Source organism: Polaromonas sp. Polasp52, from assembly GCF_059491565.1.
In genome coordinates this window covers 1,885,860-1,903,918 of record NZ_CP168513.1, presented here as the reverse complement: position 1 = coordinate 1,903,918, position 18,059 = coordinate 1,885,860, and the positions used below count along the sequence as shown (strand labels likewise).

18 protein-coding genes and 1 pseudogene are annotated in these 18,059 nt (G+C 66.1%); 12 read left to right on the top strand and 7 right to left on the bottom strand.

The window, feature by feature from the left end:
• The first annotated feature begins 73 nt into the window (after nt 1-73).
• The 7 genes and pseudogenes from ACEN9P_RS08825 (at nt 74) to ACEN9P_RS08795 (ending at nt 5,082) form a co-directional block, all read left to right on the top strand.
• Nucleotides 74-1,027 carry an AEC family transporter gene (locus ACEN9P_RS08825; RefSeq protein WP_495621739.1) on the top strand — a complete coding sequence of 318 codons (954 nt, stop codon included), beginning with the start codon at nt 74-76 and terminating at the stop codon, nt 1,025-1,027.
• A 280-nt stretch (nt 1,028-1,307) separates the two neighbouring features.
• Entirely contained in the window at nt 1,308-1,733 is a 426-nt protein-coding gene (locus ACEN9P_RS08820; protein WP_495621738.1) for a YciI family protein, read from the top strand.
• A gap of 77 nt (nt 1,734-1,810) precedes the next feature.
• Nucleotides 1,811-2,146, top strand: a pseudogene (locus ACEN9P_RS08815) (YciI family protein); the annotation flags it as partial.
• A 75-nt stretch (nt 2,147-2,221) separates the two neighbouring features.
• The gene (locus ACEN9P_RS08810; RefSeq protein ID WP_495622153.1) at nt 2,222-2,584 is read left to right on the top strand and encodes a YciI family protein; all 363 of its coding nucleotides are present in this window, start codon (nt 2,222-2,224) and stop codon (nt 2,582-2,584) included.
• A 172-nt stretch (nt 2,585-2,756) separates the two neighbouring features.
• Nucleotides 2,757-3,302, top strand: coding sequence for an SRPBCC family protein (locus ACEN9P_RS08805; RefSeq protein WP_477663461.1), 546 nt, complete (start codon nt 2,757-2,759; stop codon nt 3,300-3,302).
• Between the two features lie 31 nt (nt 3,303-3,333).
• Nucleotides 3,334-3,777: a YciI family protein gene (locus ACEN9P_RS08800; protein ID WP_495621737.1), complete on the top strand. Its 444-nt coding sequence runs from the start codon at nt 3,334-3,336 to the stop codon at nt 3,775-3,777.
• A 6-nt stretch (nt 3,778-3,783) separates the two neighbouring features.
• The gene (locus tag ACEN9P_RS08795; RefSeq protein ID WP_477663459.1) at nt 3,784-5,082 is read left to right on the top strand and encodes an RNA polymerase sigma factor; all 1,299 of its coding nucleotides are present in this window, start codon (nt 3,784-3,786) and stop codon (nt 5,080-5,082) included.
• Between the two features lie 6 nt (nt 5,083-5,088).
• On the opposite strand, the gene ACEN9P_RS08790 is transcribed toward ACEN9P_RS08795, so the two are convergent.
• Nucleotides 5,089-6,375 (bottom strand): MFS transporter, encoded by a 1,287-nt coding sequence (locus ACEN9P_RS08790; RefSeq protein ID WP_495621736.1) that lies wholly within the window; start codon nt 6,373-6,375, stop codon nt 5,089-5,091.
• A 120-nt stretch (nt 6,376-6,495) separates the two neighbouring features.
• On the opposite strand from ACEN9P_RS08790, the gene ACEN9P_RS08785 reads away from it, so the two are divergent.
• From ACEN9P_RS08785 to ACEN9P_RS08775, 3 genes are all read left to right on the top strand, one after another.
• Entirely contained in the window at nt 6,496-7,260 is a 765-nt protein-coding gene (locus tag ACEN9P_RS08785; protein ID WP_495621735.1) for an ArsR/SmtB family transcription factor, read from the top strand.
• A gap of 127 nt (nt 7,261-7,387) precedes the next feature.
• Nucleotides 7,388-7,756 (top strand): hypothetical protein, encoded by a 369-nt coding sequence (locus ACEN9P_RS08780; protein WP_495621734.1) that lies wholly within the window; start codon nt 7,388-7,390, stop codon nt 7,754-7,756.
• A gap of 99 nt (nt 7,757-7,855) precedes the next feature.
• Complete coding sequence (locus ACEN9P_RS08775) at nt 7,856-8,401, top strand: hypothetical protein (RefSeq protein ID WP_495621733.1); 546 nt, start codon at nt 7,856-7,858, stop codon at nt 8,399-8,401.
• A gap of 114 nt (nt 8,402-8,515) precedes the next feature.
• Here ACEN9P_RS08775 and priA read toward each other — a convergent pair whose 3' ends face one another.
• Genes priA through hemE form a run of 3 tightly spaced genes read right to left on the bottom strand, consistent with a single transcriptional unit; the run spans nt 8,516 to nt 12,209 of the window.
• Nucleotides 8,516-10,723 (bottom strand): replication restart helicase PriA, encoded by a 2,208-nt coding sequence (gene priA, locus ACEN9P_RS08770; protein WP_495621732.1) that lies wholly within the window; start codon nt 10,721-10,723, stop codon nt 8,516-8,518.
• Nucleotides 10,720-11,049 (bottom strand): hypothetical protein, encoded by a 330-nt coding sequence (locus ACEN9P_RS08765; RefSeq protein WP_495621731.1) that lies wholly within the window; start codon nt 11,047-11,049, stop codon nt 10,720-10,722. Before ACEN9P_RS08765 ends, priA begins: the two co-directional genes overlap by 4 nt.
• 50 nt (nt 11,050-11,099) lie before the next feature.
• The gene (hemE, locus tag ACEN9P_RS08760; RefSeq protein ID WP_495621730.1) at nt 11,100-12,209 is read right to left on the bottom strand and encodes a uroporphyrinogen decarboxylase; all 1,110 of its coding nucleotides are present in this window, start codon (nt 12,207-12,209) and stop codon (nt 11,100-11,102) included.
• A gap of 80 nt (nt 12,210-12,289) precedes the next feature.
• On the opposite strand from hemE, the gene ACEN9P_RS08755 reads away from it, so the two are divergent.
• The gene (locus tag ACEN9P_RS08755) at nt 12,290-12,658 is read left to right on the top strand and encodes an aminoacyl-tRNA synthetase (protein ID WP_495621729.1); all 369 of its coding nucleotides are present in this window, start codon (nt 12,290-12,292) and stop codon (nt 12,656-12,658) included.
• On the opposite strand, the gene ACEN9P_RS08750 is transcribed toward ACEN9P_RS08755, so the two are convergent.
• On the bottom strand, nt 12,639-15,143 hold the full coding sequence (locus ACEN9P_RS08750) for an EAL domain-containing protein (RefSeq protein WP_495621728.1): 2,505 nt from the start codon (nt 15,141-15,143) through the stop codon (nt 12,639-12,641). The genes ACEN9P_RS08755 and ACEN9P_RS08750 overlap by 20 nt on opposite strands.
• Before the next feature lie 260 nt (nt 15,144-15,403).
• Here ACEN9P_RS08750 and ACEN9P_RS08745 point away from each other — a divergent pair, with 260 nt between their 5' ends.
• The gene (locus ACEN9P_RS08745) at nt 15,404-15,700 is read left to right on the top strand and encodes an RNA recognition motif domain-containing protein (protein WP_495621727.1); all 297 of its coding nucleotides are present in this window, start codon (nt 15,404-15,406) and stop codon (nt 15,698-15,700) included.
• 9 nt (nt 15,701-15,709) lie between these two features.
• Here the strand turns inward: ACEN9P_RS08745 and ACEN9P_RS08740 are convergent, their stop codons facing one another.
• Complete coding sequence (locus ACEN9P_RS08740) at nt 15,710-17,041, bottom strand: class I SAM-dependent methyltransferase (RefSeq protein WP_495621726.1); 1,332 nt, start codon at nt 17,039-17,041, stop codon at nt 15,710-15,712.
• 163 nt (nt 17,042-17,204) lie between these two features.
• Nucleotides 17,205-17,987, bottom strand: a complete 783-nt coding sequence (locus ACEN9P_RS08735; RefSeq protein WP_477701252.1) for a hypothetical protein — start codon at nt 17,985-17,987, stop codon at nt 17,205-17,207.
• Nucleotides 17,988-18,059 lie beyond the last annotated feature (72 nt).

The following is an 18,059-nucleotide window of genomic DNA, read 5'->3' as shown; positions in this document are numbered from 1 at the left end:
TGCGCGAGCGATTCGGCCGCCGGGCGGGTCGCGCTGTCCGCATCCGGCACAGCCCTGGGCGACAATCAGCGCCGTGCTCAGCATTCTTTTTGTCACCTTCCCGTTTTTCGCCCTGGTGCTGTGCGGCTATCTGGCCGCGCGCCGCGGCCTGCTTCCGCAGCTGGCCATTCCCGGCCTCAACACCTTTGTGCTGTATTTCGCGCTGCCCTGCATGCTTTACCGCTTCGGCGCCGGCACGCCGGTGGCGCAGCTGCTGGACGCCAGCCTGGTGGCCGTCTACCTGCTGTGCGCGTTGCTGATCGTGGCTTTCACCGTGATGTTCACGCGCAAGGGCCGCATCGCCTGGAACGACGCCTCCTTCGGCGCGCTGGTCGCGGCCTTTCCCAACACCGGCTTCATGGGCGTGCCGCTGCTGGTGGCGCTGCTGGGCGCGCAGGCCGCCGGCCCGGCCATCGTCACCATCCTGGTCGACCTGCTGGTCACGAGTTCGCTGTGCATCGCGCTGTCGCGGCTTGATTCGGCCGACATCCACGGCGCCGAGGTCGCCGCGCAGAACGCGCTCAAGGGCGTGGCCCTCAACCCCATGCCCTGGGCCATCGTGCTGGGCGCGCTGTCCTCCGGACTGGGCTTGGCCCTGCCCGGGCCGGTGATGCAGACCGTGGGCCTGCTGGCCGACGCGGCCTCGCCGGTCGCGCTGTTCACCATAGGTGCGGTGCTGGCCCGCTCGCAGATGAACAGCACGCAGGCCACGCCGCTCAGGGACTATGTGCCGGTGGCCCTGGTCAAGCTGGTGCTGCACCCCCTGCTGGTGGGCGCGGTGGGGCTGGGCGCCATTGCCCTGGGCGTGCCGCTGCAGCGCTCCGCCCTCGTCGTGATCGTGCTGGTGGCGGCCCTGCCCAGCGCCAGCAATGTCGCGCTGCTGGCCGAGCGCTTCGGCGCCGACAACGGCCGCATCGCGCGCATCATCCTGCTGTCCACGGTGCTGGCCTTCTTCAGCTTCTCGGCGGCCGTGGCCCTGCTGACCTGAGAGCCGTTCAAAAAACCCTCCTGGCGTTGTTGCGCCGCCTTGCCGTGCTGTAGCACTGTCTGCGGCGACGCGCCTAGCCAGGACCGCTTCGCTGGGTTTTGTGAACGGCTCTAATTACAAAGAACAAGGCCGGGGCCGGTTTCCGGGCGCTGTTACAAAAAAGCCAAAAAAAAGACGGTGCCATATTGTCGATTTGCCCGCCGGCCGCTCGTCGTACCGGTAGAGCGGCATTTTTGCCGGGGCTGTCCCGGCAAGCGCTCCCAACCCAAAGGAGTCCGAAATGAAATTCATGGTCCTCGTCAAAGCCGACAAACACAGCGAAGCCGGCGAAATGCCCAGCGAACAACTGCTGGCCGACATGGGCAAGTTCAACGAATCGCTGGTCAAGGCCGGCGTCATGCTCGCGGGCGAGGGGTTGCATCCCAGCGCCAAAGGTTCGCGCGTCAAGTTTTCCGGCGGCAAGCGCACCGTGGTCGACGGGCCTTTCCCCGAAACCCAGGAGCTGGTGGCCGGTTTCTGGATACTGCAGGTTTCGTCGAAGGAAGAAGCGATTGAATGGGTCAAGCGCGCCCCCTTTCCGCCGGAGAGCGAAGCTGAAATCGAAATCCGCCAGGTGTTTTCGGCCGAGGACTTCGGCGCCGAGTTCACGCCCGAGCTGCGCGAGGCCGAGGAACGCCTGCGCCGCCAGGTCGAGGCGCAGCGCTGAAACGCGCGGGTCTTGCGTTTGAGGTAAAAACCGGGGGGACGGCAGCAAGGTGCAGCCACCCCGAGGAGACCCTAAGCATGCAATTCATGATCCTGCGCAAAGCCGATGCCGCGACCGAAGCCGGCGAGCTGCCCAGCCCCGCGCTGCTGGCCGCCATGGGCGCCTACAACGAGGAACTGGCCAAGGCCGGCATGCTGCTGGGCGGCGAGGGCCTGCAGCCCAGCGCCAAGGGCGCGCGCATCCGCTTTTCCGGCGGCAAGCCCACGGTGACCGACGGCCCTTTCACCGAGTCCAAGGAACTGATCGCCGGCTTCACCATGGTGGAAGCCGCCTCGCGCGAGGAAGTCATCGAGTGGCTCAAACGCTGGCCGCAGGAAGACGCCGACGGCAACAGTTCGCTGGAAGTTCGCGAGGGCGGCTGCCCCGGCGGCCTGCGCGGTGTCAGCGGCGAAGGCGCGCCGGCCTTGCCCGAAGGCTTTCGCCGCTTCATGATCTTGCTCAAGGCCAACGACAGGGCCGAAACCGGCGCCGTGCCCGACCGCCAGTGGCTGGGGCGCATGGCCCGGCACAACGACGACGCGGTCAAGGCCGGTGTGCTGCTCATGGGCGAGGGCCTCAAGCCCAGCGCCAGCGCCTCCCGCCTCAAATTCACCCGGGGTAAACCAAGCGTGATGGACGGGCCCTTTGCCGAAGCCAAGGAATTGCTGGCCGGCTTCTGGATCATCCAGGCGCGCTCGCTGCAGGCCGCGGTGGACTGGGCCCTGGGCTACCCGTTTCCGTTCAGTGACACCGAAGAGGTCGAGGTCGAGATCCGGCTGCTGTATGAAGCCGCCGACTTCGGCATGGCCTGAGCTTCAGGGCCGCGGCCAAAAAATTTTTCTGAAATTTTTTCGCCCGGCATGTCGATTTCGCGTTTTCCGTTCGTCGTAACGGTGAGCAGGCGTTTTTTGCGGGCCGAACCGGCCCCTTGAAACCGGCGCTCGCCATTCATGAAATGAACGAACACCAAAAAAGGGGATTTACATGTTCAAGACCATTGCCATCATTGCCGCCGTCCTGGTGCTGCTTTTTGTCGTGACCGTGCTGGTGCTGGCCTCCGGCAAGCCCGACACCTTCCGCGTCCAGCGCCAGGCCAGCATCCAGGCGCCGCCCGAAAAAATCTTTCCGCTGATCAATGACTACAAAAACTGGGGCGCCTGGTCGCCCTGGGAGAAGAAAGATCCGGCCATGAAACGCAGCTTCAGCGGCCCGGCGGCCGGCAAGGGCGCGGCCTATGCCTGGGACAGCAAGGAGGTTGGTGTGGGCGACATGCTGATCACCGAGTCCCAGCCGTCCTCCCTCGTCAAGATAGACCTCAACTTCAGCAAACCCTTCGAGGCCCACAACAAGGTGGTGTTCAGCATCCAGCCGCAGGCCGGCGGCAGCAGCACCGTGAGCTGGGAGATGGCCGGCCCCGCGCCCCTGCTGTCCAAGGTCATGCAGGTGTTCTTCAGCATGGACAAGATGGTGGGCAAGGACTTTGAAGCCGGCCTGGCCGACCTGAAGGCCGCCGCCGAAAAGCAAGGTTGACCCACCCACCCCCTACCCAAGGAGTCTTCAAATGCGATTCATGATGCTGATGATCCCCAAAGGCTATGAAAGCGCCGCCGCCGGCACCCTGCCCAGCGCCGATGCCGTGGCCGCGATGATGAAATACAACGAGGAGTTGCAAAAAGCCGGCGTGCTGCTTTCGCTCGAAGGCCTGCACCCGCCCGCCATGGGCGCGCGCGTGAGCTTTCCCCGCGGCAAGCCGCGCGTGGTCGACGGCCCTTTTGCCGAAGCCCGCGAGGTGCTGGGCGGCTTCTGGATGATCAATGTGGCTTCGCGCGCCGAAGCCATCGCGTGGGCCTCGCGCTGTCCCGCCGCCGAAAACGAAACCATAGAGCTGCGCCAGGTGATGGAGATGTCCGATTTCCCGGCCGACGTGCAGGAAGCGGCCGCCGGCTTCACCGAGATGCAGCAGGCCCCGAGCGGGAAGAACGCAGATAAAGGCAAGGGCGGCTGAGGCCCCATGGCGTCCCATGAAACCCACCGCGCCATCGACGCCGTCTGGCGCATCGAGTCGGCCAAGGTCATCGCCAAGGTCGCACGCATGGTGCAGGAGGTGGGCCTGGCCGAAGAGATCGCGCAGGACGCGCTGGTCACGGCGCTCGAGCGCTGGCCCCAGACGGGCGTGCCGGACAACCCGGGCGCCTGGCTCATGGCCGTTGCCAAGCACCGCGCCATCGATTACCTGCGGCGGCGCAAGCTGCTCGCGCTCAAGCATGAAGAGCTGGGCCGCGAACTCGAGATGGAGCAGGACATGGCTTTTGCCGATGTAGACGAGCCCGGCTCCGGCGACGACGGCGCCGACGACTACGGCGACGATCTGCTGCGCCTGATCTTCACCGCCTGCCACCCGGTGCTGTCCACCGAGGCGCGCATCGCGCTCACGCTGCGGCTGCTGGGCGGCCTCAGCACCGATGAGATCGCGCGCGCCTTCCTGGTGCCCGAGCCCACCGTGGCCCAGCGCATCGTGCGCGCCAAGCGCACCCTGGCCGAGGCGCGTGTGCCTTTTGAGGTGCCCGGCCCCGAAGAGCGCAACGCGCGGCTGGCCTCGGTGCTGGAGGTCATTTACCTGATCTTCAACGAGGGCTACTCGGCCACCTCGGGCGGCGACTGGATGCGGCCCGCGCTCTGCGACGAGGCCTTGCGGCTGGGGCGCGTGCTGGCCGAGCTCGCCACGCAGGAGCCCGAAGTCCACGGCCTGGTCGCCCTCATGGAGATCCAGGCCTCGCGCGCCAAGGCGCGCACCGGGCCTTCGGGCGAACCGATTCTGTTGCTGGACCAGAACCGCGCGCGCTGGGACCACATCCTGATACGCCGCGGCCTGGCCGCATTGGCGCGCGCCGAGGCCCTGGGCGGCGCGCTGGGGCCGTATGCGCTGCAGGCCGCCATCGCCGCCTGCCATGCGCGCGCGCCCACCGGCGCCGACACCGACTGGCAGCGCATCGCCGCGCTCTACGATGCGCTGTCGCAGCTCGCGCCCTCGCCGGTGGTGGAACTCAACCGCGCCGTGGCGCTGGCCATGGCCTTTGGCCCGGCCACCGGGCTGGAAGTGGCCGATGCGCTGCTGGCCGAGCCCTTGATGAAAAACTACCACCTGCTGCCCAGCGTGCGCGGCGACTTTTTGTTCAAGCTCGGCCGTTTTGACGAAGCCCATGCCGAGTTCGAACGCGCCGCCTCGCTCACGCGCAACCTGCGTGAACGCGAACTGCTGCTGGCGCGCGCCGCGGCCTGCGAGCCCGACGCCAGACCGCGCCTTTCCTGAAACGCCTCAGCCTGCGGGCTTGCGCCCGCCCAGCATGCAGGCAATCGCCGCCAGCTGCAGCAGTACCGTCGCGCCGAAATAAAGGCCCGTGCCCGCGCCCAGGTGGACCGGGCTTCCGTTGGCCGCCACCAGCAGCAAGGCAAAGGTCGCCGGCGCCAGCGCCCAGAGGCCTTGCGACATGGCGACGATCAGCGCCACCACGCGCGGAACGTCCTCCTTGACGAACTCCACCTGCGCCACCAGCGGCGGCAGCGATGTCGCGTTGCCAATGCCGACGCCGAACAACACCACGCCTGCCAGGATCAGCGCCGTCTGCTGCTCCGCCGCGCAAGCCAGCAACAGCGAGCCGACGATCTGCACCGCGTAGCTCACGCTGACCACCAGCCGGCGGTCGGCATCCGGCGGCATGCATTTGCCGACCACGGTGCGCCCGCCTATGGCGCAGGCCGTCGCCAGCGCCATCGCCAGGCCCGCGCCCCGGGTGCCCAGCGCGAAGACCAGCAGCGAATACAGATGCGTGATCAGGCCGGCCTGGGCGAACAAGCTGAGCGCCATGGCGGCGGCCAGCGTGCGAAAGCCGCGGTCGTGCCACAGCAGCCGGCCCGGCAGCGGCCTGGCATGCGCGGAGGTCACGCTGCGCGAAGGCGCGCCCGGCGCATCGCCGTCGGGCCGCTGGCCCAGGCGCTCGGGCGTCTTCGCCACCACAAAAAAACTGAGGCCCAGCACCACGGCCAGCATGGTGGCGCCCACCAGCACGGTGGCGGCGGTAAAACCCATTGCCGCGATCAAGGCACCCCACAGCGGCGAAAAAATCACGCCACCCAGGCTGGCACCGTTGTAGGCCTTGGCCAGCGCCAGGGGCCGGCCGCGCGCAAACCAGGGCGAGATGATGGCGTTGATGCCGGCCGCGCCCATGGTGACCCAGCCGCCGCCGGTCAGCAGCGCGGCTATAAACAATTGCCAGGGCTGCGCGGCCAAAGCCCAGCCCATCAGGCCCAGCGCCAGCGCGGCGGCGCCCGCGGCCGTGGTGGCGGCCACACCGAGGCGCTTGTGTATGCGCGGCAGGCAAGCCACCACGCCCGCGCCGAACAAAAAGTGAAAGGTCACCGCGCTGGATACCAGCGGAAGCGCCCAGCCGGTGCGCGCCAGCACCGCATGCAAAAAAATCGCCGGGCTGTAAAAACCTATGCCCCAGCCGAAGATGGCGAGCACAAAGGCGGCGCGCACCACGGTCGCGCCAAAAAAGGGGCGCGGCGCTGGTGGCTGCAGGGTGGGGGTGAGGGGCAGTTCCATGGGTTTCTCCTTGAAGGGCATGGCTTCCATGGTGCGGTGAAGAGGGCCCGCAATGCTTCGCCGTGGAGCGAAGCATGGGCACCGTGATGCTGCTAAGGTTGCTACTAGAGGACCTCAACGATGAACACCAACCAGATCGCCCATATCGCCTCGCTGGTCGGCGAACCGGCCCGCACCGCCATGCTGATGGAACTGCTGGACGGCCGTTCGCTCACCGCCCATGAACTGGCCGGCGCCGGCAATGTCTCGCCGCAAACCGCCAGCCGCCACCTCGCGCTGCTGGTCGAAGGCGGCCTGCTGCGCGTGGAGCAGCACGGCCGCCACCGTTACCACCGGCTGGCTTCGCCCGAGGTGGCCCGCGTGCTCGAAGGCATCACCCAGCTCGCGGCGCAGAACACGCCAGCCGTGCGCCGCGCCGTGGTGCCCGGCCCCAAGGATGCGGCCATGCGTTTGGCGCGCAGCTGCTACGACCATATCGCCGGCAGGCTGGGCGTGGCCATTGCCCAGCACCTGCTGGCCGACGGCGCGGTTGTGTTTGACGGTGAAGCCGGCCATGCAACCGACAAGGCCGGCGCCGTGCTGGCGCGCCTGGGCATTGAGCTCTCAGCTTCGCCGGCCAGTGCCAACACCAGGCGCCCTTACTGCCGGCCCTGCCTGGACTGGAGCGAACGCCGCTTTCACGTCGCCGGGCAGCTGGGCACGCTGATCTGCGTGCACTGCCTGGACAGCGGCTGGCTGATGCGCCGCCAGGGCATGCGCGCGCTGGAGATCACGCCCAGGGGGGTGATGGCGCTGCGCGGCTGGATGGGGCAAGAAGATTGGCGGCAGGTGACGGAAGGGGATGCGTTTCCTGCGCGGCAGGGGCAGTGGCCCGCAGCCGCTTAGGATCCCGAATGACGGGTGCGCTACGGGTGCCTGACTTTCTGGGCCTTCCTCACGCGCCATTGATCTGAGTACCGATTTGCCGCGTTTTTTGCGGCCTGTATTACATTAGATTGCAATGACGCCGCGCTTGTACTCGCTGGATGATTGGTTTCGCTGGACTGGTCGCGCAGTCGTTGCCATTGTTGCCGCTTCTATTCTGGTATTTGTCGTGGCTACTCTTTGCGTTTGGGTGTACCACCTGATAGTCGCGCCGGAGCTCTCTCCAACTACAACCCAAGTATTTGGAAACCCACGAAATGCCGGTGACTGGTTTTTTCTTGCCGCGTGGCTGGGATTCCTGGCGGCGATGGCCACTTTTGGCGCGGGTATCACTATGGCTATCGTGGTGGCATGTATCGTGCTGGTTGTTCAAGGGCTGTGGGCTCGGTCCATTTCAAGAATGCCGCTGGCGACCTTGATCGAACGCTCACGCAGTCCCGGTCGGAAGGAGGAGTAGTTGCAATCTTTTCTGTCCGTTCCCTTCGGTCGCACCTGTCCTCCAACATCAAGCTTTCACGCGAGATGCTCAATGCGAACTAGCCTGTACGCGATGGCCATGAGTCTGGCAGTCATATTGACTGCAAAGCCTGCGAGCGCTTGCTTTATGGTGGCCGACCTTCAACTTGACGACGTCAAATATGCAAGTGTTGTCGTTATCGGCAGAATCGTGGATTACGAGATCGTACTGGACCAAGTGGTCAGGAAAGAACGGAAGGAAATGCTGGAGCGTTCCGTCGACAAATCAACGGAATACTGGAAGTCGATGTCGGAACAAAAGGAATTCTTGAGCGACTACGCGCGCTTTAAGGTATTGGTGGACGAAGTTCTTGTTGGGCAGCCGCCTCATGTAATTTCCGTCACGTGGGACAACTCGACATTTGGCGAGCCCGAGAAGATGAAAGATGGGCGCTACCTTGTTGGATTGCGCAAGCCGGGTGCCAAGAGCCCCCCGCTCCGCGGTCCAAGCGCGACAATCCTGCCTTCTCCAGAGCCAAAATCGATGACGGTGTTGCAGGCGCCTTGCGCGCCGGCCTTCATATTTGAGGCTACGAGTGCCGAAGCAAAGACCCTCCGAAAAATGTTAAGTGGCGCCGCCAGATAACCGTGAGGGGATCAGGAGAAAAAGGGGCAGGCTCGAATGATCTGGACAGAAACCGAGCCTGATCTCTCCAGCCGTCAGCCTATCCCTTCGTGAAATACACGGCTTGCCATTCCGTCAAATCGCAATCGGATCCACATCAATCGCCCAGCGAATCAGGCTCTTAAATTCCGCCTGCTGGCGCGTCTCAAACAACACTGGCTGCCAATTCGCCAGAAAGCGCTGCAGCGCCGCGCGCGAGGGGCTTTCGACCAGCATCTGCGCGCGCTCTATATTGGCCACGCGCTGGATCGTCATGGGCACGGCAGGGTAGGCGGTGACCTGGCCGTTGCCGGTGAGCTGCAGCACCTCGGCTTGCGCGGCCGCCGCGTTGAGGAAGCCTTGCGCGACTTCCTGCGTTCGCGCCTCGGCGCGCACCAGGGCTGAGAAGCCAAAGGGCGACATGCCGGCGGCTTCGCGTTCGGCGAGTTGCTGCGTGGCAAAACCCGCGTAGTCGTGCTGTTTGAGCGCCGCGAACAGCGGGTGCTCGGGGTGGAAGGTCTGCACCCACATTTCGCTGGCGCCGCTGTGGCGGGCGTCGCGGCCGGCGCGGCCGCCGGCCTGCATCAGCAGGCTGAACAGGCGCTCGGGCGCGCGGAAGTCGCTGGAAAACAGCGCGCCGTCGGGGTTGATGGCGGCCACCAGCGTGATGTGCCGGAAGTCGTGGCCCTTGGCGATCATCTGCGTGCCGACCAGCACGTCGACCTCGCCCGCGTGCACGCTGGCCAGCTGCGATTCGAGCGCACCTTTGAGCCGCGTGCTGTCGGCGTCTATGCGGGCAATGCGCACCGGCTCGCCGTCGGGCCGCTTCACGCCGGCCAGCAGTTCGGCCAGGTGCTCTTCGAGGCGCTCGGTGCCGCGGCCCACGGGTGCGATGTCGATGTTGCCGCAGCTGGGGCAGGCGCGCGGCACGCGCTCGGTGAAACCGCAGTGGTGGCAGCGCAGGGTGCGGTCAATCTTGTGGAAGACACGAAACGCGCTGCAATGCGGGCATTCGCTTTTCCAGCCGCAGTCATGGCAGGCCAGCACGGGCGCATAGCCGCGCCGGTTCAAAAAGATCAGCGACTGCTCGCCGCGCGCCACGCGCTGGGCGATCGCGTCCAGCAGCGGCGGCGCGATGATGCAGTGCTTGGGCTGGTGGTTCATGTCCACTCGCCGCACCGTGGGCAAGCTGCCCGCGTCGCCCGAAGGGCCGGGTTCGCCGGTTTTGGGCGGCGTGTAGGGCTGGGCTTGCGGCCCGGCGGAGTAGGGGGCGATCTCTTCACCGGTGGATGGGGCAGTCCCTGTGCCAATTCGCTCATCCATCACCAGGCGCTGGTAGCGTCCGGCCAGCGTGGCCTGCCAGCTTTCCAGCGAGGGCGTGGCCGAGCCCAGCAGCACGCGGCAGGGGCCGTGGTCATGCGTGGCGTCTTCGGTTTCGATCTTGGCGCGGTAAATCGCCAGGTCGCGCGCCGAATAGCGCGCGCCTTCCTGCTGCTTGTAGCTGGGGTCGTGTTCCTCGTCGACCACGATCAGGCGCAGGTTTGGCATGGAGGCGAACACCGCCATGCGTGTGCCCAGTACCAGGTGTGCATGGCCGGCATGGGCCGCCAGCCAGCTTTTCAGGCGCTGGGCCGGCGTCAGGCCGCTGTGCAGGGCCACCACGCGTTCCTTGCCCAGGTGGGCAAAACGCGCTTCAAAGCGCGACTGCAGCTGCGGCGTGAGGTTGATTTCGGGCACCATCACCAGCACCTGGGCGGCCGGGTCCAGCTCCAGCACGCGGGCCGCGGCGCGCAGGTAGACCTCGGTCTTGCCGCTGCCGGTGGCGCCGAACAGCAGCGCGGGCCGGCTGTCGGCATGGAACTCGGCCAGCACGGCGGCCTGCTGCGCACTCAGCACCAGCGACCGGCCGCCGGCCTGCTCGCCGCGGGTGTCGACCATGGGGCGTTTGAGCCGCCGCGCCAGCTGCACATTGCTGAGGTCGCGCAGCTGGGGCGGCAGCGCCGCCAGCGCCACCTCGCCCAGCGAGCGCTGGTAATAAGCCGCGGTGAACTGCACCAGCTTGCGCCAGGTGGCGGACAGGGGCGGCAGGCCTTCCAGCGCGCCGGCCACGTGGCGCGTCTGCATTTCGAGCAGCGCGCCGCTGTCGGCCAGCAGCTCCCAGACCACGCCCAGGACCTCGCGCCGGCCCAGCGGCACGCGCACCAGCGAGCCCAGGGCGAGTGGCGACTCACTCTGGTAAGTCAGCGGCCCGGCGATGGAACTGTGCGCGGGCGCCGCGACGACGACTTGCAGCCAATAGCTCATTCAGAGTAACTAAATGTGTTTAATTCTTGAGAAATACATCCAGACAATGCGCTAAGTCGTTGATTTGGCGCCACTTTACAGATTTCCAGATTTTCTGTGGATAACTTTGTTGACAGCTTGTCGGCGAAGGTCGCGAAGCCTTGTAAATCAAGGCTTTTCTTAAATTGCCCGCAAAAAAAGCAATTTAAAGTCTCTATATAAATCAACAACTTACGCGCGCTATTGCTTTGATAGCGCAGCATTGCCTGGGGTCCCCGCATTGCGGCGGCGCAACAAGATTTTTGTGCATAAGTCCAGCTGGCGGGGCCCGGTTTTGTGCTAGCCATGGTGAAAATACGCCCCGGGCCGGCAGGAATAAGGGGGCAGGCGAAAGGATTCAGCTACGCGCGGTGCGCATGCTGCGAGAGTGAGCGTGCACTGCGTTCACCAGAACTTCCACGCTCTCGGGCGGCGTGTGCTGGCTGATGCCATGTCCCAGGTTAAAAATATGGGTGGGTCCGGGCCGGCCGGTATCGGTATGGGGGGCGCCAAAGCTGTCCAGCACGGCGGCCACTTCGGCCTCGATCTGGGCCGGCTTGGCGAACAGCACATTCGGGTCCAGGTTGCCCTGCAGCGCCTTGGCCTGCGGCCCATGCTCGCCGACCAGCGCGCGCGCCCTGGCCAGGTTGACCGTCCAGTCCAGGCCCAGCACCTCGCAATCGAGCTGGGCCATGGCCTCCAGCCACTGGCCGCCGCCCTTGGTGAACACCAGGCGCGGGATTTTCACGCCCTCATGCTCGCGCTTGAGCTGGGCCAGCACCCGGGCTGTGTAGGCCAGGCTGAAGGTCTTGAAGGCCGCGTCGGCCAGCACGCCGCCCCAGCTGTCGAAAATCATCACGGCCTGGGCGCCGGCCTCGATCTGGGCGTTCAGGTAGGCGGCCACCGCGTCGGCATTGACGGCCAGCATCTTGTGCATCAGGTCGGGGCGCTGGTACAGCATGGTCTTGACCAGGCGGTAGTCGTCGGAACCCGCGCCTTCGACCATGTAGCAGGCCAGGGTCCAGGGGCTGCCCGAAAAGCCGATCAGCGGCACGCGGCCGTTCAGGGCCTTGCGGATGGAGGTGACGGCGTCAAAAACATAGCGCAGCTTGTCCAGGTCGGGCACCTGCAGCCTGGCCACGGCGGCTTCGTCGCGCACCGGGGTGGCAAAGCGCGGGCCCTCGCCCAGCGCAAAAGACAGGCCCAGGCCCATGGCGTCGGGCACGGTCAGGATGTCGCTGAACAGGATGGCGGCGTCCAGCGGGTAGCGCTCCAGCGGCTGCAGCGTGACCTCGGTGGCGTAGTCGGTGTTGGTGGCCAGGCCCATGAAGCTGCCGGCCTGGGCCCGCGTGGCGCGGTATTCGGGCAAATAGCGGCCGGCCTGGCGCATCAGCCAGACGGGGGTGTGGGGGGTGGCCTGGCGCAGGCAGGCGCGTAAAAAGGTGTCGTTTTGAAGGGATGCGAACATACACCGATTGTCTCAGCTCCCGCTGGCCTCCCGGCCGCTTCGGATTTACCATGGTCGCAAGGGCTTTCCAGGAGCATTCCATGCGCATGAACGACCAGGAGTATTTCCGCAGCTGCATCGCCAAGGAACGGCACCTGGCGCAGCTGCTGGGCCACACCCACATCGAGGAGTGCTACGAAAGCGCGGGCACGCTCTGGGACAGCGCCCAGGCCCTGCCGCAGTGGACACGCGACTGGCGCGCCTGCGGGGCGCTGATGACGACTTACGGCATCAGCGTGAGTTATGACGCCGAGGGCGCGACCCTGGGCGCCACCCATGTGCAGTTTTCCGACCACCCGAGCCGCGACCGGGCCCTGATGTACGGCATCGTCAAGGAAGTGATCTTCCGGCTGGAGCACCACAAAGCCGCACCCGCACCCGCGCCCGCCGTCACATGCGCAGTGTCTTGATAAAGGCTTCCAGCTCGTCAATCGGCAGCGGCTTGCAGAACAGATAGCCCTGGTAGCAGTCGCAGCCGTGGCGCGACAGGAAGTCGCGCTGCGCCTCGGTTTCCACACCCTCGGCCACCACGCCCAGCCCCAGGCTTTGCGCCAGGCCGATGATGGTGCGCGCGATGGCCGCGTCGTTGGGGTCGCGCAGTATGTCCTCGACAAAAGACTTGTCGATCTTGAGCTGGTCCAGCGGCAGGCGCTTGAGGCAGGAGAGCGACGAGTAGCCCATGCCGAAATCGTCCAGCGACAGGGTCACGCCCATCTTCTTGAGTCTGGCCATCTTGGTGATGGTGATTTCCATGTCCTCGGCCAGCAGGCTTTCGGTCAGCTCCAGCTTGAGCTTGTGCGGGCTGACCTGGGTTTCTTTCAGCGCGGCCATCACCAGGTCGACAAACTCCGGGTGGCGGAACTGCCGCACGCTGACGTTGACCGCGATGCTGAGCGCCGCGGTTTCGGGGCGCTGGGCCCAGGCCGCGAGCTGGCGGCAGGCGGTCTCCAGCGCCCACTGGCCCAGCGGCAGGATCAGCCCGGCCTCCTCGGCCGCCGGGATGAATTCGGCGGGCTGCACCAGCCCGCGCTCCCCATGGTGCCAGCGCAGCAAGGCCTCCACGCCGGTCATGCGGCCGTCGCGGCCGACCTGCGGCTGGTAGTACAGCAGGAACTGCTTTTCGCGCAGGCCGCGCCGCAGGTCCGACTGCAGCGCGGCGCTGGCGGTCACCGCGGCCTGCATGGCCGGGTTGAAAAAGCAGACCGTATTGCGCCCGGCCATCTTGGCCTGGTACATGGCCAGGTCGGCCTGCTTGAGCAGGTCGCCGATGTTGTTGAGCGTCTGGTTGAAGGCGGTCACGCCTATGCTGCAGGTGCTGTAATGCTGGTAGCCCGCCAGGCTGTAGGGCTCGCACAGCGCGGCCAGGATCTGCCCGCTCACGACCTCGGCTTTCACGGTGGCTTCGCGCGGGTCCTGGCCCAGGTCTTCCAGCATGACCACAAACTCGTCGCCGCCCAGTCGCGCCACCGTGTCGGTCTGGCGCACGCAGGCCGCCAGGCGCTTGGCGACCTGCTGCAGCAGCAGGTCGCCTTTCTGGTGGCCCATGGTGTCGTTGAGCGTCTTGAAGTTGTCCAGGTCGATGAACATCAGCGCGCCTTCGCGCGGATGGCGCAGGTTGTGGCTCAGCGCCTTGTCCAGCCTGTCCATCAGCAGCTGGCGGTTCGGCAACTGGGTCAGCGGGTCGTAAAAGGCCAGGTGCTTGATCTCGCTTTCCGCCACCTTGCGCCGCGTGATGTCGCGGCCCACAGCCACCCAGTGGGTGAAGAACACGCCGGCATCGTCGGCCACCGGCACGATGTCGACTTCCATCCAGAAATGCCGGCCGTTTTTTTTGTAGGTGATGAGTTCGGCCTGCACCGGCTCGCCCTTCTGGAAGGCGTTGCTTATGCGCTCGAGCTCGCCGCGCTGCGTCAGCGGCCCGCACAGCAGGCGCGGCGAATGGCCCAGCGCCTCGGCCAGGCTGTAACCCGTGTGCTGCTCGAAGGCATGGTTGGCGAAGATGATGCGCAGCCCGGGCCGGCCCGAGGGAACCGCCTCGGCGATCAGCACGATGTCGTTGAGCCGCGAGATGCTGGTCTCCAGCAGCATGAGCTGTTCGCGCGCCTTGCGCCGCTCGCTGACGTCGCGAAAGTAGATCGCCAGCCCGTCGGGAAAGGGGTAGGCGCGTATCTCGAACCATTTGTCCAGCGGCGCATACAGGGCCTCGAACTCCACCTGGTAATTGCCCGCCACCGCCGCGCGCACTTTTTCGGAGAACAGGGTGTTGATGGCGCCCGGGAACTCCTTCCAGATGCTTTTGCCCAGCAGCTCCGTGGGCGGCCGGCCCAGCAGGCGTGCGCCTTCGCGGTTGAGGTAGCTGAAGCGCCACTGCGGGTCCAGCGTGTAAAAGCCCTCGGTGATGCTCTCCAGCGTGATGCCCAGGCGCGTGGCCAGGCGCTGGGCGTCTTCCCCGGTCTGCCGCAGTGCCTGGATGTGCGGCGCATCGAGCTGGGCGGCGGCCAGGCCGGCCAGGGTCTCCAGGTCTTCTTCCTGGTCGGGGCTGAGTGTGCGTGCCGCCTTGTCCATGACCGCCAGCACGCCCAGCAGGGTGCCGTCCTCCCGGCTCAGTGGCAGGCCGCGGTAAAAGGCGATCTCGGGCGCGCCGCGTGCCGGCAGCAGCGGCTGGCGCGGCGGTGTATCGAGGCTGGCGCCGCACAGCGCGAGCAGGCCCTCACGCTCCTGCGCGGAAAAACCGGTGCCCGCGATGAAGCTGGCCTCGCCGTTGTCAAGGCCGGCGACGAGGGCAATCGGTGCGCCGCAGGCGCGGGCCGCCAGCCGGGCGAGCCGGTCGGTGCCGGAATGCGGCAGCACATGGAGCGCGAAGGCGGGCGCCAGGTTGGGAACGGAAACGGACACGGACAAGCACCTGCTTTTCAGTCATTCAATAGAACATGCTGAGGCATGGCGTGGTGGTTTTCAGCGCGAGATTTGCAAGTGTTGGCGATAAAGCGTTGCAAAACGTTCCGTCACTTACCGGCACACGGTTTTGTCCTACGCTGTGGATCGCACGCTCCCCACGAGGTATGCCCGCATCCCCCTTCATGCTGCACCACCTCCCGGCGCTATCGACGCCATCTTCCCGTTGTTCCCGTATCTTTTATTCCAGGCAAGGACCCATGAGCCCCCCAGAACTTGAGCAGTTGCAGCAATGCCCCGACATCGCCACCCTGGAAACCGCCTTGAGGACCTTGTGCGCCCGCTTTGGTTCGGTCAGGCAGGTCAACGTCCTGCCGGCCGCCCATGCCGGCAAGCAGCAGGCCCTGTGTTTTGTGCGCATGGCCTCGGAGGAAGAGGAGCAAAAGCTCATGAGCGGCCTGGGCATAGGCCGCTTTGGCGGTGAGCTGGTGGTGGTCGTGGATTTGCTGGCCGGGCAGCCCTCGCCGACGGCCGATCTCTGGAGCTCCGCCGCTTAGGGCCTTTGTTTATGTCGCGGCCGCGCCGACCGAAACATGCCTGAGCAGCAGGCGCTCCAGTGCGTTGAGCGTCTCATAGGACTCGGCGAAGTCGGCAAACAGCGCGGCATTGTCGGGCGCCGCGGCCTTGCCCTGCCAGGCCGCGCGGAACTGCCCGAAGATTTCGCCGAAGCTGCGGCGGCCGTCGATCAGCGCGAGAATCTTCGCGCCGTACTTGCCGGGATTGACCATCATGGACACCCCCGAATGCTGGTGCCTGAGCATGAAGGGCTGGCCGCGGCTGTTGCCGAAGACCTGGGACGCGATGTCGCCGGTCAGCGGCTCGTGGTAGAAAAAAGGCACGTAGTCGGTGTCGCCGTAGGGCGCGCTGCAGGCCGCGTCGCGCGTCAGGTACAGCGAATGCGTGATGATGCTGCCGCCCATCAGCTCGGCCATTTCATACTGCTGCCGCAGCGGCAGCTTGCGCAGCGCGGCGGCCATGGCCGGCGGCTTGCTGCCCAGCACCATGTGCGGCAGGTAGGGCGAGCGGCCGCGCTGCACGTCGCTGAAGGCCAGGTGCAGGCCGTGGCCTTTTTTCCCGTCCGCCGTGCCCTCGCCCAGCCAGTCGAAGAGCTCGCCCACGCTGTACGCGCGGTCCTGCGAATGCAGCAGCAGGTCGTAAATGCCGGCGTCGCCGGCCTTGTGGTCATGGTGCAGGTCTTCGCTGCGCTTGAACCAGTTGCCGGGCGGCAGGCTGGCCAGGATGTCGCGGGTGTTGGCGATCTTGCGCTGCGCGTCCGTCTCGCTGCCGTTGACCATGCGCATCAGCGCCTGCATCTGGTAGACGCCGATGCGGCCCGTGGTGGCATAGACCATGAGCCCGATGGCGCCGTCCGGCTTGAGCACGCTCTGCAGCGCCTTGAATCCCAGGTCGGGGTCGGCCAGGTGGTGCAGCACGCCGCTGCAGTTGATGTAGTCGAAGCTGCCCAGTTCGGCGGCCAAGGCCGGCAGGTTCAGCAGCGAGTCGTGCACCCAGCTGATGTTGCTGAGGCCGCGGATCTGCGCGCGCTCCTGGGCCAGCGCGATGCTGGCCTGGCTCATGTCCAGGTGCACGATCTGCGCGTCGGTGTGGCGCAGCTGCTCGGCCAGGAAAATGGTCGCGTCACCCGTGCCGCCGCCGGCCACCAGCGCCCGGAAGCCCTTCTGGAAGGACTGCTTTCCGGCAAAGCAGTAGTGGTTGATCATGGGCAGGTCTTCCAGCCAGGTCAGCACCAGTCGCTTGTGCTCGTCCTGCGGGTTGCAGGGCGGGTAAGGCAGGGCTTCGTACTGGTTTCTGACCTCGGGCAGGTAGTTATCGGGCATGGGATTTCCGGAATTGAACGGCAAATGCGTATTGTCTTCGCTCAGGGCGCTTCCCGACTTCTCCAGTGGCCGCGCGGAACCGGCTTTGCCGGGCCGCAGCGGCCGCCCCCTGCAAGGGGGGATCCCGCTACACGAAGTGAGCGGAGAAGGGGGTGTGCTTGCTTTACCTGACGGGTAAGAACTGGAGGAAGGTGCCTCCAAGCAGGTTTTGTACGTAAGTGATCACCGCGCGGCGGTATTTCTCGGTCAGCACCGACGACAGCAAATCCAGCCGGCCTATGACCTTGCCAAACTCGCGCTCAAAACTCAGGTTGCGTTCACGCTCGGTGATCTCGTCGGCCAGCAGCAGGGGCTGGCCCGCGGCATTGCGGCGATTCGACAGCATCCAGACGGCGATCTCGATGTTGCGCGCGGCGTTGTAGATGTATTGCGCGTCCAGGCTGTCGGTCAGGTAGAAGGACGTCTTGCCGCCGTGGGCCGTGACCACCATGTCGGCGCTGGCATAAATAAAGGCGGCCACGCGGTCGCCCTTGAAGTCCGGTCCCAGGGCCAGCGACAGCGCGGCGATGTCGCGCTTGCCCTGCAGCTCCGGCCAGGGCGTGCGCGTGTCCACGGCCACGCGCAGCTGGGCCAGAGCCGCATCGCGGCTGACGGCGCTGGTCTTGCGCCATTCGGCCGGGTTGCGCCGGTAGAGCTTGTCGGCCAGGCGCAGCAGGCTTTCCAGGTTGTCGCGCATGCCCAGCGTGGCCATGCGGTTCGCGTCCGACTGGCCGACCTCGGCGGCGGCTATGGGCGCGGCCTGGGCTTCTCCTTTGTGGGTGGGCGCATCGCTGGCGCAGCCGGCCAGCGCCGCGGCGGCCAGCAGCAGGGAAGGGCGCAAGAAGGGGAAAAGCGAAGGCGGAACGGCGGAAGCGGGAGTGAGGATGGGTGCCGTGCGCAGGGACATGGCGCATTTTCAGCGGCCATGCGCGGCCGCGCAAGCCTGGCTTTCCCGGGCCTGGGACCGCGGCAAGGGCAA